The following is a 22,676-nucleotide window of genomic DNA, read 5'->3' on the forward strand; positions in this document are numbered from 1 at the left end:
GTTACGCCCTCCGCGCCTGCAACACCGTGGCGTAGTTGGCCACCGCCATCCCGCCCATGTTGAACAACAGGCCGAACTCGGCATTGGCTGCTGCCAGGCCAATCGGGTTGCCCGTCAACTGGCCGAACGCCAAGGCATGCATCGACACCCCTGTGGCCCCCACCGGATGCCCCTTGGCCTTGAGCCCGCCCGACAAGTTCACCGGCAACCTGCCGCCGGCCTGTACGATGCCCGCTTCGAGCACCCGATGGCCCTGCCCTTTCGGTGCCAGGCCCATGGCTTCGTAGATCAGCAATTCGGCGATGGTGAAGCAGTCATGAACCTCGGCAAAATTCAGCTCATCCAGGGTGACCCCAGCCTGGCTCAAGGCAGACTGGATCGCCCGCTGCGGGCCCTCGAACGCCAGGAGGTCGCGTCGCGACAGCGGCAAAAAATCATTGACCTGGGCCATGCTGCGGATCGCCACTTCACGGCGGAACTGCCTGGCGCGTTTTGCAGACGCCAGCACAATCGCCGCGGCGCCGTCGGTGACCAGCGAGCAGTCGGTCAGACGTAGCGGCTCAGCGATGTAGGGGTTGCTCTCGGATACCGTGTTGCAGTGCTCGAAACTCATTGCCTTGTGCATCTGCGCCAGCGGGTTGGCCATGGCATTGGCGTGGTTCTTCGCGGCAATCGCCGCCATGGCCGACAGCGGACTCTGGTAACGCTGGCCGTAACCTGCGGCGGCCAGCCCGAACAACTGCGGGAAGCTCAAGCCGGCTTCCTCGGCATCATGCTGATACCCCGCCCCGGCCAGGGCCTGAGTGACCTGGGCAGTTGAGTTCGAGGTCATCTTCTCGGCCCCCACCACCAGCACCAGCTCCGCCTCGCCCGAGCGAATCGCATTGATCCCCGCCTGAATCGCCGCCGCGCCCGAAGCACAGGCGTTCTCGCAACGAGTGGCGGGTTTGAAGCGCAGCGCGGGATCGGCCTGCAACATCAACGATGCCGGAAAACCGTCGGGCACCAGCCCCGAATTGAAATGCCCGAGAAACAGCGCGTCGATCTCCGACGCTGCAACATCCGCATCCGCCAACGCGGCACGGGTGACATCAACGATCAGATCTTCCAAGGTGGCATCGCTCAAGCGGCCAAACCGCGAATGCGCGGCGGCGACGATGCTGACGGAGTCGGTAGCCATGGTTTTATCCTTGTAGTTGAACAGGCGTTCCCTACAATGGCCCCAACCTCCAGGCCCTCGCTATCCGTGCAACTACGTATAGGGATGAGTAGCCCGACTGATGGATACTGCGTGGGAAAATCCCCTAGAAACGAGGGAGGCCTGGCCCATGACCGACCCAGCCCGACAACTGCAAGACCTTGAGCGCCTGGCCTTCCAGGTGTCGCCCGCGCCGCAAGTCATCACCGGCAACCGCCGCATGCTCGACCTCAATGAAGCCTTCCAGAGCCTGTTCGGCTACGAGCGTGACGAACTGATGGGCAAGCTGATCCTCAAGCTCTACCCGTCACAGGCCGACTACCAGGCCATCGGCGAACGCAGCCTGAGCTGGCTGCGTCACGCCAGGAACGGTGCCTACTCCGACGAGCGCTTCATGCAGCATCACAGTGGCGAAGTCTTTTGGGCCCGCGCCAACGGCTACACCCTGACCCCGGACGATCCCTTTCAGCTGATGGTGTGGCATTTCGAGCGCATGGACCGGGTGTTCAGGCCGACCGTCAACCTCACGCCCAGGGAACGGGAAATATCGGCGCATATCGTCAATGGGCTGACGTGCAAGGAAATTGGCCGCAAGCTGGATATTTCGCACCGGACGGTGGAAGTGCACCGGGCGCGATTGATGAAGAAGCTTGACGCGAAAAACAGTGCGGAACTGGTGTCGCGAATTATTGTGTTGAACTGACCCTACGACCTGCCCCACCATTCGTCGCATTTGGAAACACTACGCCAACTGTCCATCAACCTCTGGCTTGGCTATTGCACAAGCCGGCTCTAGCGGCCCCGGGAAGACGTAATTCTGACGCGGCAGCGGCCACAATAATTGCTTGTTATCGGAGATGTACCGTGTCGACGCTCAGTGAAATCGCAATGAACCACGCGAGAATGGTCAAAAGGTTGGCGGAGGAAACGCTTGAGCAGGAAGCTCGACAGCCACTGATCGTGGGTGGTTTTGAAGTATCGACCCTTGATACGCCTGAGCATATGCCGCTGCACTTCATCATGGATGCTCAAGACAGGACCGCTGCAGGTGTCTGAACGATAGGAAAGGCCCTGTCCTGCGGACCTGTTCCACCACCTTGACAAATTTTTCACGGGCCAAGGTGCACAGTAGCCCTACTCTCTCGTGACACCTTAGGCCCGCTTTATGGCGGGCTTTTCTTTGCCTGTCATTCCACCGCTACCGTTGAGCCACACTCGAAGTTCGTGCAAGCTCCAGGGCACTCTCGCACCCGAAAAGGAATTCAAGGATGCCATTTCCACCGAACGAGCGAACCGCGCTGCTGGCACTCAAAGGCGTAGGGCCCACCGTCATCACCCGACTTGAACAGATGGGCATCGAAACCCTGGCTGAGCTGAGTAAATCGAATGTCGGCGACATCCTGGCTCAAGCCTCAGCTGCGGTGGGATCAACTTGCTGGAAGAACAGCCCGCAAGCCCGAGCGGCCATCACTGCGGCGGTTGAGCTTGCCAGGGGGTCGGCTGGGTAAACGTGCTCGTCCGTATACCCATGCCATAGTCCCTTAGGGCTTTTGTTGCCCGCTGCTAGGCTTACTCATGCGCCATGTCTGCGGCCCAACACAGATGCCGGCCGTTTACTTGGCCATCATGGCAGGTAACGTTGCCTGCCATTGGGAGGCAGCATGAAACCGTTATATGTTGTTGTCTTGAGCGCTGGCTTGTGTCTGTTCGGAGCAAGCGCTGCAATCGCTGATGAAGTGATTTCCCAGGAAGGTGACACGACGGTTGGATCTGGATTTGGTGCGGGCACAGGGCTGCTGGTTGGCGGCGCGGTAGGTGGCCCCATAGGAGCGTTGGTAGGCGCAGGGGCAGGACTGTTTGTTGGATCTGGTGTGCAGTCTGCAACTGGGCAGGAGGGACACGCATACACGGTGCGAAGCAGTACAGGCGAGGAACGAACTGTTCGCTCCCCGCGTGAAGAATTCGCCATTGGCCAGCAGGTCGAAGTGAGTGGCATAAGGTTGCGGGCTGCTACGCCATAGGTGGTTGCTGGCGCCCCGAGAAGAAGCCCGCTTTGGCGGGCTTTTTGCTGCCGCGTGTTATCAAACCACTTCCAACATGCGCCTTCCGTCGCCCCGCATCCAAGCCCCATATCTGACGCTATACAAAATCAAGGCAGATCGCCATTATGCCGAAAAATTAAGAATGCCTATCGCATCAGCCCCGGGGAATTAAATGCTCGCAAACATCTCGAAGTCAGTTCGCAGTATGGCTATTGCCTCCTGCTTTACAGGTCTCAGCGGCTGCGCTACTGATGGGGCTGTTGGGGAACTTGCCGCGATGGGCATGTTGGTGGGTGGGGCAGCGAGCGGTGATTCGGGCCTGTTGATGGCCGGGGTAGCGGGTTACGCTGGCGTCATGATTGTTGAACCACTCCTTTCTGAATCTTCGGAAACGGAAACAGGCTATTCAACTTATCCGCCGTCGGCAGTTCCCTCTACAACGCCAACTGTGCCTGCTACGCCTCCTGTGACCGCTGCCACTCTGATCGCTGCAGAGGTGCCCGATGCTTACCGTAACGAATCCTGCGAATACCTTGAAGTTGCCCTCGTATTTGCCCATGAGCGCCTGGAGGGTAGAAAAAAGGTAAATGACGTTCAGGGCCAACAGATAGCTCAAGCCCGAATCGCAGCACGAAGCAAAGCACTGAGCGATAAAAAGTGTCCTCCTTCCAGCTGGGTGGGTGGTCGTATTGGCATCAGCATGGATAACGTAGACCCCCGCTATGTGGCGACCTACAACATCCCCGCTGAAGGCGCGATGGTTATTATGGTGAGTCCAAATAGCGCGGCGGAAAAAGCTGGAATCAAGGTCGGCGATATCATCGTCGCCGTTAACGACAAGCCGGTCAGGAACGCCATCGACCTGCGCACAATGCTAGGCCATGCACCTATTGGGTCGGTGAATAACCTGCAAGTAAGGCGTGATACGAAACTTCTGGTAGCGAGTGCCCAGATGGGAGGCCCTGCTGTACCGCTGCCCATAGTCCCCGTTTCCGCCTCAACACCCCCAGCAACAGCGGTAGCCCAGGCACCTCTCGCACCTCCAGACAAACCTTCGAGCACATCAAATTACTGCTACGCATACCTGACAATCGGAGAAGAGCGCGGCTCAACTTGCAGCCCCGTGGTCAAGATTGACGATACCGATCGGACTGGCTCTGTATTTCAAACACGGTTGAACAGTTATGTGGCAAAAGTGAAGCAATCCCAACCTAGCATTTGGGGGGATTTTGAGTATGCAGAGACGATTCAGATGCACAACGCATTCATCTATCAAATGAAGCCAAAAGGCAGCCCTGAGGCGTCAAAACAAGATGCGGGGCTGATTTGCTACGCGTCTCGAGCCGATGCAGATGCCCAACTGAAGCAGTCGCAAAAAAATGATTCGTCCCTGAAAATCGTGGGTTGGCCGTAACCGACCGAGTGCGTTCCGTCCACATTCTTTTCGCAAGCGAAAGTGCGATTCACATCGCGCCTTCAGATGCTTCTAGCCCGCCTCGACGGGCTTTTCTTTGCCTGTGTACCGGCCTCAAGCGCCAAGCCTCGATCGCTGTACAGCGCCTGGCTCGATTCGTCGATGCCTTCGAGGCTGGGCAAGGGACAAAAATGCGGGCCCTGTTTGTGGGAGCAAACGCTTGACTGCTTTTTACATTGTAATTACATTGCACACATAATGTAATCGCATTGGAGAAGCACATGAGCTCTGTACAGTTCATTCACGGTGACAACGGCGAAGCGGTATTTGCGGTGATGCCCATTGATATGTATCGCGCACTCATTGCTGGCGGATCGAGGTCAGAGGCTCCGGCCTCATCACATCCGCTTTTGAATGAGGATCAAACCATGATCAAACTCCCTTACGGTGGCACCAACGCTTATCTCCATGTACCGGACCTGCTGAAGTATCTGAAGGAACGCGACATCAAGGATCTCGCGATCAATCAGCGTGCCCAGACGTTGGATAAATTTCCGAAAGAGCAACAAATGACCCTCGACCCGATTATCCGCCGCGAGTTTCTTGGTGACCTTCGCTACCGGAACACCATGCAGGCAACTACCGAGGTGGTAGACGCCTTGGTCGCTACCGGTCACTTCCGTCGCATCAAGAAACGCTATGAAGGTATGTTCTTGCGCGCGGTGAATGCGCTCGAAGTGGTCGAGTAACTGGTCGCTGGCCTCAACTTGAGGCCAGCGCCTGAACATCCTGTTGGCGCTGGGGTTGACCCGCGTCAATAGTGAAAGGACGGAAATTCCCCCACAATCCGCACGCCGAAGGATCGGCACGCACTGCATTACAAACAGCCCACCATGTCCCGCCATGTGTGGGCTTTTTGCTGCTGGAGTGATGGCGAGTCAGCCGCCCTCCCCGCTATTTCCACAGATCAGTTGATTGGCACTAGTTGCTCGCGTTGAGCAGCACTCAGGTCATCAATCAGGGCAACTTTCAGCGAGCCAGCGGATGTGCCAGCAAGGGGCTTGCCCATGTCCGCTGAGGCGTGCTCGGGAAGCTTGTACATTGCGCCCGTGAGTGGGTCGACGATCAGCATCCCGATCAAACCACCAATGAGAATGTTGCCCCAGTACCAACCACTCAAGCTGGAGTCGATCTCAACGGCCTTGTCGGGGTAGCCTTCCTTCTTGAAGCGCAGCGTATAGGTCTGTCCAGAAAAATACCCATCACCTGATTTGAGAGTAATGGTGCTTGGAGTGTTTCCGGAGTGAACGACAATTCCGTTTTTATCGGTGACCTCGAAAGATGCACCAGGCGGAGCGCTAGAAACCGCTACAGGATATCGCGACTCTCCCACAATACTCGCACACCCTTGGATTCCCAGAGTCGCGGCAACAACAGCAGCTCCAATCACTTTCCGAACCATTTTCTAACAGCTCCGTATGCCTTTATTGGCTAGGGCCGGATATCGGCCGTCGGCGATTGTACTCAAACGATGTCAAATAGCCATCACCTCGAAAAATAAAGTGGTCGGGCGGTAATTCAGACTCAGAAGACCACTTCCTGAACCTGCATAGCCTTATGAAGCCCGCCGCTGAGCAGGCATTTTTCTAGGCAGGAGAATTTATGTACTTCTGGTATTTGAGCGCCATGAACGACAAGCGATGTATTGGGAGGAGCAGTCGATTCTGTTCGGAGTGCTTCCGGATCACTTGCAGACGATGGCCTTATTCGAGGTGAACGCGGGCTGCCGGGCGCACTAAGTTTGCAAGCTGCGGTGGGATTGGGAGATTGCAATGCCGGAACTCGGGACCAGTGCTTTCCTGATCCCCGCTGACTTCGGCGGGAGACACGCCCGGTCGGGAGTAAAGAATGGCGACGAACGCTTGGTGGTCTTGAACAGCGTGGCCAAGTCGATCATTGAGAGTCAGCGGGCATCAGCCGGGAGTGGGTTTTCTCGTACAACGGCACCGCAATGCACCGGATGAACGACTCGGCTTGGAAGAAGGCACGGGTGAGAGCGGCGAAACTCTGGCCTCGATCAGGATTCACGACTTGAAGCACACCTTCAGCCGCCTACTGCGGGCCGCGGGAATTACTGAAGAAGATCGGAAGTCACTGCTCGGGCACAAGAACGCCAGCATCACCAGTCATTACTCGGGCGCTGAGCTTGGTCAACTGATCGAAGCGGCAAACATGGAATCAGCCACTGATTCGAGAGGACCAGTGCTGACGATCTTGAAGAGGAGGCAGGCGTGAAAATTAGAGAAGTCACGCAAAAGTCACGCACATGAAAAAGGCCAGCTCTCACGAAACTGGCCTAATTCATTGAAAATAATGGTCGGGACGGAGTGATTCGAACACTCGACCCCTTGCACCCCATGCAAGTGCGCTACCGGGCTGCGCTACGCCCCGACTGGGCTTGAAGCATGTTCTCCTAGTTGCTGAGAACGTTGAAGAATGTACCCTAACCTTTTGAATTATGGAAGCATTTTTTCCAAAATTCCTGGCCCGATAAGGGTTACTTCTTCAGCACTACCAATACATCCTCAAGCTCGACAATCATCTGCCGGATCAGTTGTTTGTACTGGGTAGTGTCGTCCTTGGCTTCATCGCCAGAGAGGCGCAATCGCGCCCCGCCGATGGTGAAGCCCTGGTCGTACAACAGCGCGCGGATCTGGCGGATCATCAGCACGTCTTGGCGCTGGTAATACCGTCGGTTGCCGCGACGCTTCACCGGGTTGAGTTGTGGGAATTCCTGCTCCCAGTAGCGGAGCACATGCGGTTTTACCGCACAAAGCTCGCTCACTTCACCGATGGTGAAGTAGCGTTTGCCTGGAATCGGCGGAAGCTCGTCGTTATGACTTGGTTCCAGCATAAGCCTCAACTCGGGCTTTCAACTTCTGCCCTGGACGAAAGGTGACGACTCGACGCGCCGTGATCGGGATCTCTTCCCCTGTCTTGGGGTTGCGGCCCGGCCGCTGGCGTTTGTCACGCAGGTCGAAATTGCCGAATCCGGACAATTTGACTTGCTCGTTGTCTTCTAGAGCGTGCCTGATTTCCTCAAAGAACAGTTCGACCAATTCCTTGGCCTCACGTTTGTTCAGGCCCAGCTCCTCGTACAGCCGTTCGGCCATCTCAGCTTTCGTCAGAGCACCCATACGCTATTTCCTTAACGTGGTGTTCAACCTTTGTTCGAGCGAGGTGAGGATGTTTTGTGTCGCGGTATTCACCTCTTCATCATTAAGAGTGCGCGATGGATGCTGCCAGGTCAAGCCGACCGCCAGGCTTTTTCTATCAGGATCAATGCCTTTACCCTGATAAACATCAAACAGCCTGAGGTCTGTCAGCCATTCGCCTGCATTGTCACGAATTACTTCAAGTACCGAGCTCGAAGCAACATCACGTCCTGCTACCAAGGCCAGGTCACGACGCACTTCCGGGAATTTCGACAATTCGCTGAACTTCGGCAGACGGCCTTCGGCCACTTCACCCAACACCAGCTCAAAGACGAATACCGGACGGTCCAGACCGAGGGTTTTAGCCAGTTCTGGGTGAATGGCACCCAGGTAGCCAACTTCACGGCCGTCACGCTCGATGCGGGCAGTCTGGCCTGGATGCAGCGCAGGGTGCTTACCCGGTACGAAGTTGAACTCGGCCAGCGAACCCGAGAAGCCCAACAGTGCTTCTACGTCAGCCTTCACATCGAAGAAGTCGATGGTGTCGCGACCGTTGGCCCAGCCTTCCGGCAGGCGGCTGCCGCACACCACGCCAGCCAGCATCGGTTGCTGCTGCAAGTCACCCAGTTGGCCGACAAAGCGCAGGCCGCTCTCGAACAAGCGCACGCGATCCTGCTGGCGGTTGAGGTTGTGTTGCAGCGACTTGACCAGGCCCGGCCACAAGGAGGCACGCATGGCCGCCATGTCGCTGGAGATCGGGTTGGCCAACAGCAGCGGCTCGACGCCTGGGCTGAACAGCTCGAACAGTTTCGGGTCGATGAAACTGTAGGTGATAGCTTCCTGGTAGCCGCGGGCAACCAACAAGCGACGAAGGGCCGGCAGTTCACCACGGGCCTCGGCCTTGGCTTGCGGAGCCAGGCGCGCTTGCGGGTAACGAACCGGCAGGCGGTTGTAACCGTACAGGCGGGCCAGTTCTTCGATCAGGTCGACTTCCAGGCTGATGTCGAAGCGATGGCTTGGTACTTCAACCTGCCACTGCCCGGCTTCACCGCTGGTTTTCAGGCCGAGGGCGTTGAGCAGGCGCTCGACTTCGGCGGTGTCCATGTCCATACCGAGCATCTGATTGATACGCTCGGAACGAAGGGTCACCGGTGCAATTTTCGGCAGGTGCTGTTCGCTGACGGTTTCGATAACCGGACCGGCTTCGCCACCGACGATGTCCAGCAGCAGGCCAGTGGCGCGCTCCATGGCTTCACGGGCCAGCTGCGAGTCGACGCCTCGCTCGTAGCGGTGCGAAGCGTCAGTATGCAGGCCATAGGAGCGGGCCTTGCCAGCGACCGAGATCGGCTCGAAAAACGCGCTTTCAAGGAAGATGTCGCGCGTGGCGGCAGAAACACCGCTGTGCTCGCCACCCATGACGCCGGCGATAGCCAGGGCGCGAGTGTGGTCGGCGATAACCAGGGTATCGCTGCGCAGTGCTACTTCCTGGCCATCAAGCAGAACGAGCTTCTCGCCCTCCTCGGCCATACGCACGCGGATGCCGCCGTTGATTTCGGCGAAATCGAATGCATGCAGCGGCTGACCAAGTTCGAGCATCACATAGTTGGTGATGTCGACGGCAGCGTCGATGCTGCGCACGTCAGCGCGACGCAGGCGCTCAACCATCCACAGTGGCGTCGGACGCGACAGGTCGACGTTGCGGATGACACGACCCAGGTAACGCGGGCAAGCGACCGGGGCCAGAACTTCCACCGGGCGCACTTCGTCGTGTACAGCTGCAACGGCGGACACTTGCGGGCGAGTGACTGGCTCTGCGTACAGGGCGCCAACTTCACGGGCCAGGCCAGCCAGGGACAGGCAGTCGCCACGGTTCGGGGTCAGGTCGACCTCGATGCTGGCGTCGTCCAGGTCCAGGTACACGCGAATGTCTTCGCCAACCGGGGCGTCGGCAGCCAGTTCCAGCAGGCCATCGTTTTCTTCGCTGATCTGCAGCTCGGCAGCCGAGCACAGCATGCCGTTGGATTCAACGCCACGCAGCTTGGCTTTCTTGATTTTGAAGTCGCCCGGCAGTTCGGCGCCGATCATGGCGAACGGAATCTTCAGGCCAGGGCGAACGTTTGGCGCGCCACACACTACCTGGAAGGTCTCGCTGCCGTTGCTGACCTGGCACACGCGCAGCTTGTCGGCGTCTGGGTGCTGCTCGGTGCTCAGCACCTCACCGACAACGATACCGCTGAATTGACCGGCAGCCGGGGTGACGCTGTCGACTTCAAGGCCGGCCATGGACAGACGGGCAACCAGCTCGTCTCGGGATACCTGCGGGTTTACCCAACCGCGCAGCCATTTTTCACTGAATTTCATCCTGCTCTCCTGAAAGATTCGTTACGGGTGCGCGACCTAGCGAAATTGCGCAAGGAACCGCAAGTCGTTGTCGAAGAACAGACGCAAATCGTTGACGCCGTAACGCAGCATGGCCAGGCGCTCGGCGCCCATGCCGAAGGCAAAGCCCTGGAACTCTTCAGGGTCGATGCCGGACATGCGCAGCACGTTCGGGTGAACCATGCCGCAGCCCATGACTTCCAGCCAGCCGGTCTGCTTGCACACGCGGCAGCCTTTGCCGCTGCACATCACGCACTGGATGTCGACTTCAGCCGAAGGCTCGGTGAAGGGGAAGAAGGACGGACGGAAGCGGACCGCCAGTTCCTTTTCAAAGAACACACGCAGGAATTCTTCGATGGTGCCTTTAAGGTCGGCGAAATTGATGTCGCGATCGATCAGCAGGCCTTCGACCTGGTGAAACATCGGCGAGTGGGTCAGGTCCGAGTCGCAACGGTAAACGCGGCCCGGGCAGACAATGCGGATTGGCGGCTGGCTGGACTCCATGGTCCGTACCTGCACCGGCGAGGTGTGGGTGCGCAGCAGCATGTTGGCATTGAAATAGAAGGTGTCGTGCATTGCCCGGGCCGGGTGGTGGCCGGGAATGTTGAGCGCCTCGAAGTTGTGGTAGTCGTCTTCGACCTCTGGGCCTTCGGCGATGCCGTAGCCGATATGGGTGAAGAACTGCTCGATGCGCTCCAGGGTGCGGGTGATCGGATGCAGACCACCGGAGGTCTGGCCACGGCCCGGCAAGGTTACATCAATGCACTCGGCAGCCAGACGGGCGCTGAGTTCGGCTTCTTCAAACGCCGCCTTGCGCGCATTGAGCACCTCGGTGACGCGTTCCTTGGCGTCGTTGATCAGCGCGCCAACTTTTGGCCGCTCTTCGGCAGGCATGTTGCCCAGGGTCTTCATCACCTGGGTCAGTTCGCCTTTCTTGCCAAGGAATTGAACCCGGATCTGTTCCAGGGCATTGATGTCTTCAGCGCGTTCCACGGCCTCCAGGGCTTGGGAGACCAGCGCGTCCAGGTTTTCCATGTACAGACTCCAGATACAAAATAGGGGAAGAGCGCAGGCTCTTCCCCTATTAAGACGTTTAACACCCGGCGCCGGAAATGACGCCGGGTGATTGTCGGGGGTACTTAAGCCAGCGAGGCTTTAGCTTTCTCGACAATCGCAGCAAACGCCGCTTTTTCGTTCACTGCCAGATCGGCCAGAACCTTACGGTCGATTTCGATCGACGCTTTTTTCAGGCCAGCGATCAGGCGGCTGTAGGACAGACCGTTGATACGCGCACCAGCGTTGATACGAGCGATCCACAGAGCGCGGAACTGACGTTTTTTCTGACGACGGTCGCGGTAGGCGTATTGGCCTGCCTTGATGACCGCTTGCTTGGCTACACGGAATACGCGCGAGCGTGCGCCGTAGTAACCTTTAGCCAGTTTCAGAATTTTCTTGTGACGCTTACGAGCGATGACGCCACGCTTTACACGAGCCATGAGTAATTTCCTCTATCTTTGACCAAAAATTAACGAAGGCGCAGCATGCGCTCGACTTTTGCAACGTCCGACGCGTGCAGCAGGCTGCTACCGCGAAGTTGACGCTTACGCTTGGTCGACATTTTGGTCAGGATGTGGCTCTTAAAAGCGTGCTTGTGCTTGATGCCGTTAGCCGTTTTCAAGAAACGCTTGGCTGCACCGCTTTTGGTTTTCATCTTTGGCATGTTCGGATACTCCGCATTCAGTTGATAAACATAACCGCAAGGCCTGCCGTGCCCTGGTGGTTATTTCTTTTTCTTGGGGGCGATGACCATCATAAGCTGGCGTCCTTCCATCTTCGGATGCTGTTCGACGGTACCGTATTCGGCGAGGTCAGCTTCGACCCGCTTCAGCAGTTCCATACCCAGCTCCTGGTGAGCCATCTCACGGCCGCGAAAACGCAGGGAAATCTTGGCCTTGTCCCCATCACTAAGGAAACGTACCAGGTTGCGTAGTTTTACCTGGTAATCCCCTTCCTCCGTCCCTGGACGAAACTTGATTTCTTTAATCTGGATCTGCTTCTGATTCTTCTTGGCGGCGGCCTGCTGCTTTTTCTTCTCGAAAAGGCTTTTGCCGTAGTCCATGACGCGGCAAACAGGGGGTACCGCGTCGGCAGAAATCTCTACCAGATCCAGCTTCGCTTCTTCAGCGATACGAAGCGCTTCATCGATCGAGACGATGCCAATCTGCTCGCCGTCAGCGCCAATTAACCGAACCTCGCGTGCCGAGATATTCTCGTTGATCGGGGCCTTCGGTGCAGCTCGTTTATCGTTTCTCATATCACGCTTAATAGTAATTACTCCGATTCTTGGCGACCACGCCGGGAAACCGACTGCGCAAGGAACTCCGCGAACTGGGCGACCGGCATGGAGCCGAGGTCTGCGCCTTCTCGGGTACGTACGGCGACGGTTTGCGTTTCGACCTCACGGTCCCCTATAACCAAAAGGTAAGGGACCTTGAGCAAAGTATGCTCGCGGATTTTAAAGCCGATCTTCTCATTTCTCAAGTCGGACTTGGCACGGAATCCGCTTTCATTGAGAGTTTTTTCAACATTCAGGGCGAATTCGGCCTGCTTGTCGGTGATATTCATGATCACCGCCTGGGTTGGCGCGAGCCAAGCCGGGAATGCACCTTCGTAGTGCTCGATCAGAATTCCGACGAAACGCTCGAACGAACCGAGGATCGCACGGTGCAGCATTACTGGGTGCTTGCGGCCGTTATCTTCGGAGACGAACTCTGCGCCCAGACGGATCGGCAGGTTGAAGTCGAGCTGCAGGGTACCACACTGCCAGACACGACCGAGGCAATCTTTGAGCGAGAACTCGATCTTCGGACCGTAGAAGGCGCCCTCACCCGGTTGCAGGTCGTACGGCAGGCCGGCGCTGTCGAGTGCGGCGGCCAGTGCGGCTTCAGCGCGATCCCACAGTTCATCGGAACCCACACGCTTCTCAGGGCGGGTGGACAGCTTCATCTCGATGTCCTTGAAGCCGAAATCGGCGTAGACATCCATGGTCAGCTTGATGAAAGCGGCGGATTCGGACTGCATCTGCTCTTCGGTACAGAAGATGTGCGCGTCATCCTGGGTAAAGCCGCGTACACGCATGATGCCGTGCAGGGCCCCGGATGGCTCATTGCGGTGGCAGGCACCGAACTCGGCCAGGCGCAGCGGCAGCTCGCGGTAGCTCTTCAGGCCCTGGTTGAACACCTGCACGTGGCAAGGGCAGTTCATCGGCTTGATGGCGTAGTCGCGGTTTTCCGACTGCGTGGTGAACATGTTGTCGGCGTAGTTGGCCCAGTGACCGGACTTCTCCCACAGCGAGCGATCAACCACTTGCGGGGTCTTGATCTCCAGGTAGCCGTTGTCACGCTGCACCTTGCGCATGTACTGCTCAAGCACCTGGTACAGGGTCCAGCCATTCGGATGCCAGAACACCATGCCCGGCGCTTCTTCCTGGAGGTGGAACAGGCCCAGGCGCTTGCCGATTTTACGGTGATCGCGTTTTTCCGCTTCTTCGATGCGCTGGATGTAGGCGGCCAACTGCTTCTTGTCGGCCCAGGCAGTGCCGTAGACACGTTGCAGTTGCTCGTTCTTGGCATCGCCGCGCCAGTAGGCACCCGACAGCTTGGTCAGCTTGAAGGATTTGAGGAAGCGGGTGTTCGGCACGTGCGGGCCACGGCACATGTCGACATATTCTTCGTGATAGTACAGGCCCATGGCCTGTTCATCCGGCATGTCTTCGACCAGGCGCAGCTTGTAGTCTTCGCCACGGGCCTTGAACACTTCGATCACCTCGGCGCGCGGGGTGACCTTCTTGATGACGTCGTAATCGGTGTCGATCAGCTGCTGCATGCGCTGCTCGATGGCAGCCATGTCCTCAGGCGTGAAAGGACGCTCGTAGGCGATGTCGTAATAGAAGCCTTCGTCGATGACCGGACCGATGACCATCTTGGCGGTCGGGTACAGCTGCTTGACGGCGTGGCCGACCAAGTGAGCGCACGAGTGACGGATGATCTCCAGTCCCTCTTCGTCCTTGGGCGTGATGATTTGCAGGCTGGCGTCGTGGTCGATCAGGTCACAGGCGTCGACCAGCTTGCCGTCGACTTTACCGGCGACGGTGGCCTTGGCCAGGCCCGCACCAATGGATGCGGCGACTTCAGCTACGGATACGGCCTTGTCGAACGAACGTTGACTGCCATCGGGAAGAGTAATAATGGGCATGGCGCCTCCTCTCCTAGTGGTGACCCCTACCAAAGGTCACGTGGGTTGGGATGAGCCAGTACGCGATCCGCCCCTGCCCTTGCCTAAGCAAAGCCTGTCTCACAGTGACAGAAGCCCGAGAGCCTGCCAGGGAACGAACCAGAGTGACTGGAAGTAAATGAATATGGTGGGGAGCATTAAGCCGTGAGCTGTAAGAAAAAGCGCACGGCGATCCCGAGCTGGGCATGCTAGCACAAAGCTTTGCGGCGATTGGGCCTGGGGCAGAAATATTCGGAATTTACGCCGCCCGGGTGAACTTGCGCGGATTTTTTCCGCTCAGAGCTTGTGAAGCGTCCTACTCTTGTGAGACTCGACCCCAAGGAGTGTTTGGTTATGCGACTTCAGTCTCTTCTGGCCCTGGCGGCTGCCTCTGCCCTGCTGCTGCCGCTGGGCGCCCATGCCGGCAAGCTACCCGCAGGCTACCAGACCAATTGCGTTGCCCAGGCGCAACAACAAGGCGTGGCGAAGACCGCTGCCGAACAGCATTGCACCTGCGCCGGCAAAGTGATCGAAAAGGAGTTCAGCGATGCTGAAATCAAGGATCTGGACAGCCGGGATGGCATCGACGCCAGCACAATGAAGCGCGCCCAAGAAAAAGTTGCAGCCGCCTGCGCCCCGAAAAAATAGGCGTTTGGCCATGTAATCCATCGCAAATTTGCTCCAGATCAGCAATCTGCGAAGGTAAAAGGGGCTACAAGCCCATAATTAGACTATGATGGTCGGCGTGCACCCTGTTGGCCTCGGCAACACCGCACTACTGAAAATCATGTTTCCTGGAGATACACCCATGTCTAATCGCCAAACCGGCACCGTAAAATGGTTCAACGATGAGAAAGGCTTCGGCTTCATCACTCCACAAGGTGGCGGCGACGACCTGTTCGTTCACTTCAAGGCTATCGAAACCGACGGTTTCAAAAGCCTGAAGGAAGGCCAGACCGTTTCCTTCGTTGCCGAAAAAGGCCAGAAGGGCATGCAGGCTGCACAAGTTCGTCCAGAGTAAGATCTGACGAATAAAAAAACCCGTCCATGTGACGGGTTTTTTTGTGCCTGTAGGAGCGGGCTTGCCCCGCGATCGCGATGCAAGCCCCCTACATTGTCAACTCAACCGCAGTTGACACGCGTGACGACGCCTTGGGCATCGGTGTTCAGGTTCAAGCGCTCCGAGCGGTACTCCAGGGTGATGACATCATGAGGCCCCAGGGCGCGAGCCAGTTGTGATCCGCTGGCCTTGCGAGCCTGCTCCAGCAATTGGGGGGTCACCTGCTTGCCAACGGCAAACTCGGCACCACTGGCCTGGCAACGGCCGTCAGTTTCCGCAGCCACAGGCTCGGTCGTCTTCGACGACGAACCGCCAGTGCTGCAACCGGCCAGAGCGGCGACCGCCAACAGGCTCATCAATGATGCACGGAACATGAATCCTCCTTCAAAATACGGAATGCTGCCTATCTGACAGCCTCGCTGGTTTTTCGTTGCAAAACCCGCCAAGTCTGCCTGAGCCAGCGCACTCAAGGGAAAACCGAATCGTCACGGGATTTTGCGCAAGACCTCTCTGCATTCAGTAGAGGTCGATGTAATCGCTCGCAGGCTTCGGCCAGTTATCCTTCAAGGCATTGAACACCTGCAGCACCCAGCGCTCGTCTGCTGCGCCCTGCTCGCCGACGCAACCGGAACCCGCCGCCCAGGTTTCCAGACGAAAGGCCAGGCCGTCGAGCTCACGACCGCCCACCACCTGTGAAAGCCAGGCAATGCCCCCGCGACTGACCCGCAGTTGGTTGTGCTGGGCATTGTTGCCTGCGGCGAGCATGCTGCGCACCGCCTCCAGGGTGAACTGTTCCGGGTTGTTCAAATCAATCTGCACAGCGCGGTTCCGACAAACTGGAAACCGATAGTTTGCCACGCCCCCTGCCCTTATGCCTAAGTCGCAGTGCCTTGCCACGCGCTGGCATGATTTACTGCACTCCTTGGGCAACGGCAGCTTGGCCGTGCTCTTCAATCGCCAGGGCCCGGCGTTTGAACCCACAGTGCGCGCAGTTTTTATCCGGAAATTTTCATGACAAGCCACATCATCGATGCCGACATCAAGGTCAAATGGCCCGAAGGCCAGAGTGCCTATAGCCCCGCCAGCGCCGAAGAGCTGATGCTGATTGCCGTCGACCTGCTGGTCAAAGACCTGGGCAACGAAGCCGCGCGCAGCTTCGTCGAGCAGGTCTTCGAGCGCTATGCGCACACTACTTCAGACGCCCAAGCCGCGTACTGAGCAGGTCGAAAAAGCCCTGGGCATCGGCACGGTCGATCCACATCACATTCGCCGGCTGCCCCAGCGCGTTATGCCAATCGGCAATGGTCTGGCCGTAAGTCGGGCCTTCACGGCTGTCGACTTGCAGATGGATCTTTCGCCCGGAAAACAGCTCTGGCTTGAGCAGGTAGGCGATCACGCTGGCGTCATGCACAGGGCCGCCGGGTAGGCCGTAGCGCGCCATGTCGATGGTGATGTAGGCATTGAGTACATCCAGCACCCGCTTGCTGGCCGCATTGTCGACGGCGGCCAGTTGCTGAAGCCGCGCCTCGCTGGTCAGCACCTTGTGGGTGACGTCCAGCGGCAGGTACGTCAGTGTTAGGCCGCTGCTCAGCACCACGTCTGCCGCCTCGGGGTCGGCGAACAGGTTGAATTCGGCCACCGGCGTGATGTTGCCGCCATTGAAGTGCGCCCCGCCCATCACCACCACTTCCTTGATGCCCCTGACAATGTCCGGTGCCTGGATCAGTGCCAACGCCAGGTTGGTCTGCGGACCGAGCATGGCCACCGTGATACTGCGCGGTTCGGCATTGCCGAGGGTGTCGATCAGATACTGCACCGCGCCGCCCGCAGCCAGGCCCAGCCTGGGCTCGTACACCGCAACACCCGGCATGCCCTCCTCGCCATGAACATCGGCCGCACACACAGGGGCGCGCAACAATGGCCTGGCGGCACCGGCATACACCGGAATGTCCTCGCGCCCTCCCCACTCCCTGGCCAGGCACGCATTGCGCGAAGTCTTGCCCAGGCACACGTTACCGGCCACGGTCGTAATGGCGCGAATGTTCAACGCATCGGGTGACGCCATGGCCAGCAGCAACGCCACCACATCGTCGGCGCCGGGGTCGGTATCAATGATCAGCTCGATCGGGGAAGCCTGGGCGGCATTGGCCGTCAACAGGGACATCAGCAGTACTCCTTGCAGCAAACGTTTGGCGATCAGGCCTAAAAGGTAACACCCGCGATCAAGGCGATGTTGCTGTACGGCTTGCATTCACCGGTGCGCACCACCACCCGGGCGCCGCGACTGAGTTGCTTGAATTCGGCATGGCTGAGCAGGTTGCGGGCGCCGAGTTGGCCATGGGCAAAACATTGCTCGATGGTGGTCAGCGCGGGTGGATTGGCCTTGAACAACTCCTCGGCCAGCACATGGCTTTCAACCTGCATTTCGCTGAGTACGGCACGCAAGGTACTGGCAAAGTCCGGGATGCCAGGCGTCAGGGCCAGGTCGATCAGCTCGACGCCGGGCGGCACCGGCAGGCCGGCGTCACCAATCACCAGAATGTCGCCGTGGCCCAGGGACGCTACAACCCGGGACAGGGCAATGTTGAGCAAGGCGGTCTTTTTCATGGCTGCAACTCGACCAGATAAGGGATCGAAGGTTGGGCGCCAGCGCGAGTGACCGACAGGGCCGCCGCGCGCTGGCCGAACGCGATGGCCTCGCCAGCCTCCATACCCCGCGCCAGGGCTGCGGCAAAGCCGCCGACAAAGGTATCGCCAGCGGCCGTGGTGTCCAGCGGCTGGACCACCGGTGCCGGAAAGTGGCGCATGCCCTGGGCATTGGCAAACAATGCGCCTTGGGCGCCGAGGGTGACAATCACGTTTTTCACCCCCAGATTGCGCAGATGGCTGGCCGCCACCTCGGCGCCGGTCAGGTCGATCACCGGCAGGCCGGTCAGGGCCTGGGCTTCACTCTCGTTGGGGATCAGGTAGTCGATAGCGTCGTACCAGTCCTGAGGCAAGGGGCCGGTACAGGGCGCCGGGTTGAGGATCACGGTCTTGCCCAGCGCGCGACCGCGCTCCAGGGTGTAGGCCACCGTCGCCGGCGGAACTTCCAGCTGGCAGATGATCACCTCGGCGCCTTGCAGCAACCCATCGAACGCCTGCACCGACTCAGGCAACAACTGGCCATTGCCGCCGGGAATGATGACGATGGAGTTCTGGCTACTGGCATCCACCACAATCAGCGCCAGGCCGCTGGAGACGCCGGCGCACACACCCACGCCCTGGCAGTCAATCCGTTCATCGAGCAAGGCCTGGCGCAGTTGCTGGCCGTAGGCATCGTCGCCCACCCTCCCGATCATCGCCACCGGCGCCCCCAGGCGCGCCGCGGCCACGGCCTGGTTGGCGCCCTTGCCACCGGGTACGGTGGCGAAGGATTCGCCCGCCAGGGTCTCCCCCGCGCGCGGCAGCCGCTGGGCGCGGGCCACCAGGTCCATGTTCAGGCTACCGACCACCACTACCTTGGCTTGCATGTTCGTGTTGCTCTCAGCGGTAATCATTGAAAAGGTCCGGACGCGGCGCGGTGGACTCACGCAAAACGATCTTCGGCGCAACGATGCGCTGCTCTGGCGCACCGCGCAGGGGTTGGGCAATCCGTGACAGCAGCAAAGCTGCTGCACTCTCGCCCAACTCGCGGATCGACTGCCCCACCGTCGTCAGCGCAGGAAACACATAGCGACTGAGCTGGATGTCGTCGAAACCGATCACCGACAGCTCGCTCGGCACGCAGATGTTGCGCTCGGCGGCGGCGCGCAACACGCCGATGCCGATCATGTCATTGCCGGCAAATATCGCCGTCGGGCGCTCCCCTTCCAGCAACCGCGCCGCAGCGGCGTAGCCGCCAAGGCTGGTGAAGTCACTGCTGAGAATACGCTCTGGCGCCACCACAACCCCGGCTTCGGCCAGGGCACGCTCAAAGCCTGCGAGGCGCAACTGGGCAACGCTGGTGTTATCCGGGCCGCCAATACAGGCGATATCGCGATGCCCCAGGTCCAGCAGGTGACGGGTGGCAAGGTAGGCGCCCTGCTCATGGTCGATACGCACGATGTCGGCCTCGACCCCCTCCAGCGCACGATCGACGATCACCATCGGTGTACGCACGGCGGCCAGACTGTCGAGCAGGTCGCTGTCTTCACCCACCGAGGCAACAATCAGGCCGTCGATGCGCTTTTCCAGCAGCACGCGCAAGTAGCTGCGCTGCTTTTGCGGGTTATCGTCGGAGTTGCACAGGATCACGCAGTAGCCCTTGCGCTCGCAGCCGTCCTCGATGCCCCGGGCCAGCTCGGCGAAATACGGGTTGACACTGTTGGGCACCAGCAAACCGATGGTGGCCGTGCTGCGCGCCTTGAGCGAGCGCGCCACGGCGCTGGGCACGTAGTCGAGTTCAGCAATGGCGGCCTCCACTTTCAGGCGCACCTGCTCGCTGACCGGTCGGGTCTTGTTCAGTACATGGGACACGGTGGTGTAGGAAATCCCCGCCAGTGCCGCGACATCTTTGATCGTTGCCATTGTTCAGTTCCGCCGGCTTGCACGCCGGCTACGGTAGGTGTCGAGGACCACGGCGATCACGATGACCGCCCCGGTGATAATGCGTTTAGTGGGTTCCGAGGCGCCGATCTGCGCCAAGCCTGCGGCCAGCACCGAAATAATCAGCACGCCAAAAAAGGTGCTGATGACCGAGCCGCGCCCGCCCATCAGGCTGGTACCGCCGATGACCACGGCGGCAATGACCTGCAGCTCAAGGCCTGAGCCGGCGTTGGGGTCGGCCGCCTCCAGGCGGGAAATCTGGAACAGCGCCGCGAGCCCGGCGAGCAACCCCATCAACGAGAACACCAGGACCTTGTAAGGGCGCGGGTCGATACCCGCCAGGCGCACGGCCTCCTCGTTGGTACCGATGCCGATCAGGTAGCGGCCGAACACGGTGCGGGTCAGCACAAACTGGGCGAGAACAATGACCAGCAGGGCGATGATGAATGACGGCGACACGCCGAATGCCAGCGGGTTCGAGAGCCAGGCAAAAGCATCGCCGATATAGGCGGTGCGCGAGTCGGTCAGTTGATACGCCAGGCCCCGCGCCATTTCCAGCACGCCCAGCGAAACGATGAACGACGGAATCCGCCAGGCCACGGTAATTGCGCCGGTGACGCTTCCGGCCAGCGCCGCCACGCCCATCCCCAGCAAGGCCGCCGGCAACACGCTCCAGCCCCAGCCCAGTATCGCCACGCTGACCGCCGACGCCGCCAGGGCGAGCACCGAACCCACCGACAAGTCGATGCCACCGATGATCAGGACGAAGGTCATGCCCACCGCCAGCACCATCAGGTCGGGGATCTGGTTGGCCAAGGTGCTGAAGGTGCCATAGGACAGAAAGTGATCGCTGAGCAGCGAGAACAGCACAATCATCGCCAGCAATGCGCCAGCCAGGCCCAGGTAGGTACCCAGGCCGTAATAGGTGCCACCACGCTTGGCGCGGGGGGCGGTGGTGTCCGGTACAGTGGTTTTCATGGGGCTGTCCTGGCTGCCGCATCGTGCAGCAGCGCATCACGTTTTTGATAGCCGGCGAAGGCCGCGGCCAATAGTTGGTCCTGGGTCCAGTGCTCGCGCTCGAAGGTGTCGATCAGGCGCCCGGCGCTGAGCACGGCAATACGGTCGCAGATCAGCATCAGCTCGCGCAGGTCGCTGGAAACCACCACCAGCGCCTTGCCCTGGCGCGCCAGTTCGGCGAGCAGGCCGTAGATATCGAATTTGGCGCCGACATCAATGCCGCGGGTCGGCTCATCAAACAGCACCACACTGCAGTCGCGCTCGAGCCAACGGCCGATGACCACCTTTTGCTGATTGCCACCGGACAGCTCGCCCACCGCCTGGTCCGGGCTGGAACTACGAATGCGCATGGCGCTGATCTGCCGCTGGGCAAGCGCTCGCTCGGCGGCGCCGTCAAGCACCCCGGCGCGGGAAATTGCCGGCAGGTTGCCCAGGGCGATATTGGCGCTGATCGACTGCGACAACAGCAACCCCTCCCCCTTGCGGTCTTCGGTGATCAAGGCGATGCCTTCACGCACGGCCGCCGCCGGCGAGTGGATCTGTACCGCGCGCAGCGGACTGCCCAGTTCGATACTGCCGCTGTCGGCTCCGTCGGCACCATAGATCAAGCGGAGTAATTCGGTGCGCCCGGCGCCGATCAGTCCCGAGATGCCAAAAATCTCGCCGCTGCGCACTTCAAAGGACACGTCACGAACCTTGTCGGCCCGACTCAGGCCATTGACCTTGAGAAGAGGCGCGCCAATCTGACGCTGCCCCAGATCGATATGCTCGGCCAGCTCGCGCCCCACCATCAGATTGACCAGCTGCGCGCTGCTGTAGCGATCCATCGGCTCGACACACACCAATTTGCCGTCGCGCAGCACGGCAATTCGCTGGGCGATGCGCTTGAGCTCTTCAAGACGGTGCGAGATGTAGACGATGGCCACACCGCGCTGCTGCAGGCGTTCGATCTGGGTGAACAGCAACTCGACTTCCCGCGCCGTGAGCATGGCTGTCGGCTCGTCGAAGATCAGCACACGGCAGTCGCCGACCAGGTTGCGGGCAATTTCCACCATCTGCTGATGACCAATCCCCAGCTCGCCCACCGGCGTGTCCGGGTCGATGGCCTCCAGGCCAACCTGAGCCATGGCTTCCTGGGCCATTTGGCGCAGGCGCCTGCGATTGATCCAGCCAGCGCGACTGGGCAGGTTGTCGAGAAACAGGTTCTCGGCCACGGTCAGGGTCGGCAGCAAATTGAGTTCCTGCATGACCATGCGCACGCCGGCACGCTCGGCGGCAGCACGACTGCCCGGCTGGTACGCCTGCCCCTGATACTGCATGTGCCCGGTGGTGGGCACTTCAAGGCCGCCGATGATCTTGGAAAGCGTGCTCTTGCCCGCCCCGTTCTCGCCGGTGAGCGCCAGCACCTCGCCGCGATACAGGCTCAAGTCGATATCGCCCAGCACGGGCTGGGCGTAGGTCTTGCCGATGGCGCTGACTGAAAGTACAACATCCGCCGTCGCTGACATTGCCG

General features: G+C 59.5%; 26 protein-coding genes, 1 tRNA gene and 1 pseudogene. 9 read left to right on the forward strand and 19 right to left on the reverse strand.

What is annotated here, in order from left to right:
• Window position 1: 1 nt before the first annotated feature.
• Window positions 2–1,180, reverse strand: coding sequence for an acetyl-CoA acetyltransferase (locus U9R80_RS17590; RefSeq protein ID WP_301841902.1), 1,179 nt, complete (start codon window positions 1,178–1,180; stop codon window positions 2–4).
• 148 nt (window positions 1,181–1,328) lie between these two features.
• Between U9R80_RS17590 and U9R80_RS17595 the strand changes: the two genes are divergently transcribed.
• The 5 genes from U9R80_RS17595 to U9R80_RS17615 all read left to right on the forward strand — a co-directional run bounded on the left by U9R80_RS17595 (window position 1,329) and on the right by U9R80_RS17615 (window position 5,403).
• Window positions 1,329–1,901, forward strand: coding sequence for a LuxR C-terminal-related transcriptional regulator (locus U9R80_RS17595; protein WP_301841903.1), 573 nt, complete (start codon window positions 1,329–1,331; stop codon window positions 1,899–1,901).
• A 161-nt stretch (window positions 1,902–2,062) separates the two neighbouring features.
• Window positions 2,063–2,254: a hypothetical protein gene (locus tag U9R80_RS17600; protein WP_301841905.1), complete on the forward strand. Its 192-nt coding sequence runs from the start codon at window positions 2,063–2,065 to the stop codon at window positions 2,252–2,254.
• 212 nt (window positions 2,255–2,466) lie between these two features.
• Complete coding sequence (locus U9R80_RS17605) at window positions 2,467–2,706, forward strand: helix-hairpin-helix domain-containing protein (protein WP_301841906.1); 240 nt, start codon at window positions 2,467–2,469, stop codon at window positions 2,704–2,706.
• Between the two features lie 739 nt (window positions 2,707–3,445).
• Window positions 3,446–4,654 (forward strand): S1C family serine protease, encoded by a 1,209-nt coding sequence (locus tag U9R80_RS17610; protein ID WP_324803416.1) that lies wholly within the window; start codon window positions 3,446–3,448, stop codon window positions 4,652–4,654.
• A gap of 281 nt (window positions 4,655–4,935) precedes the next feature.
• Window positions 4,936–5,403, forward strand: a complete 468-nt coding sequence (locus U9R80_RS17615) for a hypothetical protein (RefSeq protein WP_301841910.1) — start codon at window positions 4,936–4,938, stop codon at window positions 5,401–5,403.
• 218 nt (window positions 5,404–5,621) lie between these two features.
• Here the strand turns inward: U9R80_RS17615 and U9R80_RS17620 are convergent, their stop codons facing one another.
• Entirely contained in the window at window positions 5,622–6,116 is a 495-nt protein-coding gene (locus tag U9R80_RS17620; protein ID WP_301841911.1) for a hypothetical protein, read from the reverse strand.
• Window positions 6,117–6,354: 238 nt separating this feature from the next.
• Between U9R80_RS17620 and U9R80_RS17625 the strand changes: the two are divergent.
• Window positions 6,355–6,949, forward strand: a pseudogene (locus U9R80_RS17625) (tyrosine-type recombinase/integrase); the annotation flags it as partial.
• A gap of 79 nt (window positions 6,950–7,028) precedes the next feature.
• Here the strand turns inward: U9R80_RS17625 and U9R80_RS17630 are convergent.
• The 9 genes from U9R80_RS17630 to thrS form a co-directional block, all read right to left on the reverse strand.
• Window positions 7,029–7,105: transfer RNA gene (locus U9R80_RS17630), tRNA-Pro, on the reverse strand.
• A 106-nt stretch (window positions 7,106–7,211) separates the two neighbouring features.
• Window positions 7,212–7,568: a MerR family transcriptional regulator gene (locus tag U9R80_RS17635; protein WP_010222411.1), complete on the reverse strand. Its 357-nt coding sequence runs from the start codon at window positions 7,566–7,568 to the stop codon at window positions 7,212–7,214.
• Window positions 7,549–7,851 (reverse strand): integration host factor subunit alpha, encoded by a 303-nt coding sequence (ihfA, locus tag U9R80_RS17640; RefSeq protein WP_002553164.1) that lies wholly within the window; start codon window positions 7,849–7,851, stop codon window positions 7,549–7,551. Before ihfA ends, U9R80_RS17635 begins: the two co-directional genes overlap by 20 nt.
• A 3-nt stretch (window positions 7,852–7,854) precedes the next feature.
• The gene (gene pheT / locus U9R80_RS17645) at window positions 7,855–10,230 is read right to left on the reverse strand and encodes a phenylalanine--tRNA ligase subunit beta (protein WP_301841912.1); all 2,376 of its coding nucleotides are present in this window, start codon (window positions 10,228–10,230) and stop codon (window positions 7,855–7,857) included.
• A 36-nt stretch (window positions 10,231–10,266) separates the two neighbouring features.
• Window positions 10,267–11,283, reverse strand: coding sequence for a phenylalanine--tRNA ligase subunit alpha (gene pheS / locus U9R80_RS17650; protein WP_028941672.1), 1,017 nt, complete (start codon window positions 11,281–11,283; stop codon window positions 10,267–10,269).
• 104 nt (window positions 11,284–11,387) lie between these two features.
• Window positions 11,388–11,744: a 50S ribosomal protein L20 gene (gene rplT, locus U9R80_RS17655; protein WP_010222414.1), complete on the reverse strand. Its 357-nt coding sequence runs from the start codon at window positions 11,742–11,744 to the stop codon at window positions 11,388–11,390.
• A 29-nt stretch (window positions 11,745–11,773) separates the two neighbouring features.
• Entirely contained in the window at window positions 11,774–11,968 is a 195-nt protein-coding gene (gene rpmI, locus U9R80_RS17660) for a 50S ribosomal protein L35 (protein WP_027620572.1), read from the reverse strand.
• 60 nt (window positions 11,969–12,028) lie between these two features.
• Window positions 12,029–12,580: a translation initiation factor IF-3 gene (gene infC / locus U9R80_RS17665; RefSeq protein WP_274115345.1), complete on the reverse strand. Its 552-nt coding sequence runs from the start codon at window positions 12,578–12,580 to the stop codon at window positions 12,029–12,031.
• On the reverse strand, window positions 12,580–14,502 hold the full coding sequence (gene thrS / locus U9R80_RS17670) for a threonine--tRNA ligase (protein WP_301841913.1): 1,923 nt from the start codon (window positions 14,500–14,502) through the stop codon (window positions 12,580–12,582). The genes infC and thrS overlap by 1 nt, the downstream gene beginning before the upstream one ends.
• A gap of 372 nt (window positions 14,503–14,874) precedes the next feature.
• Between thrS and U9R80_RS17675 the strand changes: the two genes are divergently transcribed.
• The gene (locus U9R80_RS17675; RefSeq protein WP_301841914.1) at window positions 14,875–15,168 is read left to right on the forward strand and encodes a hypothetical protein; all 294 of its coding nucleotides are present in this window, start codon (window positions 14,875–14,877) and stop codon (window positions 15,166–15,168) included.
• 160 nt (window positions 15,169–15,328) lie between these two features.
• Entirely contained in the window at window positions 15,329–15,541 is a 213-nt protein-coding gene (locus U9R80_RS17680; protein WP_007956027.1) for a cold-shock protein, read from the forward strand.
• A gap of 101 nt (window positions 15,542–15,642) precedes the next feature.
• Here the strand turns inward: U9R80_RS17680 and U9R80_RS17685 are convergent, their stop codons facing one another.
• Window positions 15,643–15,954, reverse strand: coding sequence for an I78 family peptidase inhibitor (locus tag U9R80_RS17685; protein ID WP_301841915.1), 312 nt, complete (start codon window positions 15,952–15,954; stop codon window positions 15,643–15,645).
• 142 nt (window positions 15,955–16,096) lie between these two features.
• The gene (locus U9R80_RS17690; protein ID WP_301841916.1) at window positions 16,097–16,399 is read right to left on the reverse strand and encodes a hypothetical protein; all 303 of its coding nucleotides are present in this window, start codon (window positions 16,397–16,399) and stop codon (window positions 16,097–16,099) included.
• 192 nt (window positions 16,400–16,591) lie between these two features.
• On the opposite strand from U9R80_RS17690, the gene U9R80_RS17695 reads away from it, so the two are divergent.
• On the forward strand, window positions 16,592–16,798 hold the full coding sequence (locus U9R80_RS17695) for a hypothetical protein (RefSeq protein ID WP_301841917.1): 207 nt from the start codon (window positions 16,592–16,594) through the stop codon (window positions 16,796–16,798).
• On the opposite strand, the gene U9R80_RS17700 is transcribed toward U9R80_RS17695, so the two are convergent.
• From U9R80_RS17700 to U9R80_RS17725, 6 genes are read right to left on the reverse strand one after another with little or no spacing between them, the layout of a single operon-like run.
• A complete protein-coding gene (locus tag U9R80_RS17700; protein WP_301842113.1) occupies window positions 16,770–17,777 on the reverse strand; it encodes a nucleoside hydrolase in 1,008 nt (335 codons plus the stop codon). The two genes, U9R80_RS17695 and U9R80_RS17700, sit on opposite strands and share 29 nt — an antisense overlap.
• Before the next feature lie 5 nt (window positions 17,778–17,782).
• On the reverse strand, window positions 17,783–18,187 hold the full coding sequence (rbsD, locus tag U9R80_RS17705; protein ID WP_301841918.1) for a D-ribose pyranase: 405 nt from the start codon (window positions 18,185–18,187) through the stop codon (window positions 17,783–17,785).
• The gene (rbsK, locus tag U9R80_RS17710) at window positions 18,184–19,092 is read right to left on the reverse strand and encodes a ribokinase (RefSeq protein ID WP_301841919.1); all 909 of its coding nucleotides are present in this window, start codon (window positions 19,090–19,092) and stop codon (window positions 18,184–18,186) included. Before rbsK ends, rbsD begins: the two co-directional genes overlap by 4 nt.
• Window positions 19,093–19,105: 13 nt before the next feature.
• The gene (locus U9R80_RS17715; RefSeq protein ID WP_301841920.1) at window positions 19,106–20,128 is read right to left on the reverse strand and encodes a LacI family DNA-binding transcriptional regulator; all 1,023 of its coding nucleotides are present in this window, start codon (window positions 20,126–20,128) and stop codon (window positions 19,106–19,108) included.
• A gap of 3 nt (window positions 20,129–20,131) precedes the next feature.
• Window positions 20,132–21,124 carry an ABC transporter permease gene (locus U9R80_RS17720; protein WP_301841921.1) on the reverse strand — a complete coding sequence of 331 codons (993 nt, stop codon included), beginning with the start codon at window positions 21,122–21,124 and terminating at the stop codon, window positions 20,132–20,134.
• Window positions 21,121–22,671 (reverse strand): sugar ABC transporter ATP-binding protein, encoded by a 1,551-nt coding sequence (locus U9R80_RS17725; RefSeq protein ID WP_301841922.1) that lies wholly within the window; start codon window positions 22,669–22,671, stop codon window positions 21,121–21,123. Before U9R80_RS17725 ends, U9R80_RS17720 begins: the two co-directional genes overlap by 4 nt.
• Window positions 22,672–22,676: the final 5 nt, after the last annotated feature.

This window comes from Pseudomonas sp. JQ170C, assembly GCF_035581345.1.
Taxonomy (GTDB): domain Bacteria; phylum Pseudomonadota; class Gammaproteobacteria; order Pseudomonadales; family Pseudomonadaceae; genus Aquipseudomonas.

Bases quoted from the DNA above. Each gene is read 5' to 3' on its own strand.
- U9R80_RS17725 (WP_301841922.1), bottom strand. From the start codon at position 22,671: ATGTCAGCGACGGCGGATGTTGTACTTTCAGTCAGCGCCATCGGCAAG.
- rpmI (WP_027620572.1), bottom strand. From the start codon at position 11,968: ATGCCAAAGATGAAAACCAAAAGCGGTGCAGCCAAGCGTTTCTTGAAA.
- U9R80_RS17590 (WP_301841902.1), bottom strand. From the start codon at position 1,180: ATGGCTACCGACTCCGTCAGCATCGTCGCCGCCGCGCATTCGCGGTTT.
- U9R80_RS17610 (WP_324803416.1), top strand. From the start codon at position 3,446: ATGGCTATTGCCTCCTGCTTTACAGGTCTCAGCGGCTGCGCTACTGAT.
- U9R80_RS17595 (WP_301841903.1), top strand. From the start codon at position 1,329: ATGACCGACCCAGCCCGACAACTGCAAGACCTTGAGCGCCTGGCCTTC.
- U9R80_RS17685 (WP_301841915.1), bottom strand. From the start codon at position 15,954: ATGTTCCGTGCATCATTGATGAGCCTGTTGGCGGTCGCCGCTCTGGCC.
- U9R80_RS17680 (WP_007956027.1), top strand. From the start codon at position 15,329: ATGTCTAATCGCCAAACCGGCACCGTAAAATGGTTCAACGATGAGAAA.
- rplT (WP_010222414.1), bottom strand. From the start codon at position 11,744: ATGGCTCGTGTAAAGCGTGGCGTCATCGCTCGTAAGCGTCACAAGAAA.
- pheT (WP_301841912.1), bottom strand. From the start codon at position 10,230: ATGAAATTCAGTGAAAAATGGCTGCGCGGTTGGGTAAACCCGCAGGTA.
- thrS (WP_301841913.1), bottom strand. From the start codon at position 14,502: ATGCCCATTATTACTCTTCCCGATGGCAGTCAACGTTCGTTCGACAAG.
- rbsK (WP_301841919.1), bottom strand. From the start codon at position 19,092: ATGCAAGCCAAGGTAGTGGTGGTCGGTAGCCTGAACATGGACCTGGTG.
- ihfA (WP_002553164.1), bottom strand. From the start codon at position 7,851: ATGGGTGCTCTGACGAAAGCTGAGATGGCCGAACGGCTGTACGAGGAG.
- U9R80_RS17695 (WP_301841917.1), top strand. From the start codon at position 16,592: ATGACAAGCCACATCATCGATGCCGACATCAAGGTCAAATGGCCCGAA.
- pheS (WP_028941672.1), bottom strand. From the start codon at position 11,283: ATGGAAAACCTGGACGCGCTGGTCTCCCAAGCCCTGGAGGCCGTGGAA.
- U9R80_RS17605 (WP_301841906.1), top strand. From the start codon at position 2,467: ATGCCATTTCCACCGAACGAGCGAACCGCGCTGCTGGCACTCAAAGGC.
- U9R80_RS17715 (WP_301841920.1), bottom strand. From the start codon at position 20,128: ATGGCAACGATCAAAGATGTCGCGGCACTGGCGGGGATTTCCTACACC.
- U9R80_RS17615 (WP_301841910.1), top strand. From the start codon at position 4,936: ATGAGCTCTGTACAGTTCATTCACGGTGACAACGGCGAAGCGGTATTT.
- U9R80_RS17675 (WP_301841914.1), top strand. From the start codon at position 14,875: ATGCGACTTCAGTCTCTTCTGGCCCTGGCGGCTGCCTCTGCCCTGCTG.
- U9R80_RS17620 (WP_301841911.1), bottom strand. From the start codon at position 6,116: ATGGTTCGGAAAGTGATTGGAGCTGCTGTTGTTGCCGCGACTCTGGGA.
- U9R80_RS17635 (WP_010222411.1), bottom strand. From the start codon at position 7,568: ATGCTGGAACCAAGTCATAACGACGAGCTTCCGCCGATTCCAGGCAAA.
- rbsD (WP_301841918.1), bottom strand. From the start codon at position 18,187: ATGAAAAAGACCGCCTTGCTCAACATTGCCCTGTCCCGGGTTGTAGCG.
- U9R80_RS17720 (WP_301841921.1), bottom strand. From the start codon at position 21,124: ATGAAAACCACTGTACCGGACACCACCGCCCCCCGCGCCAAGCGTGGT.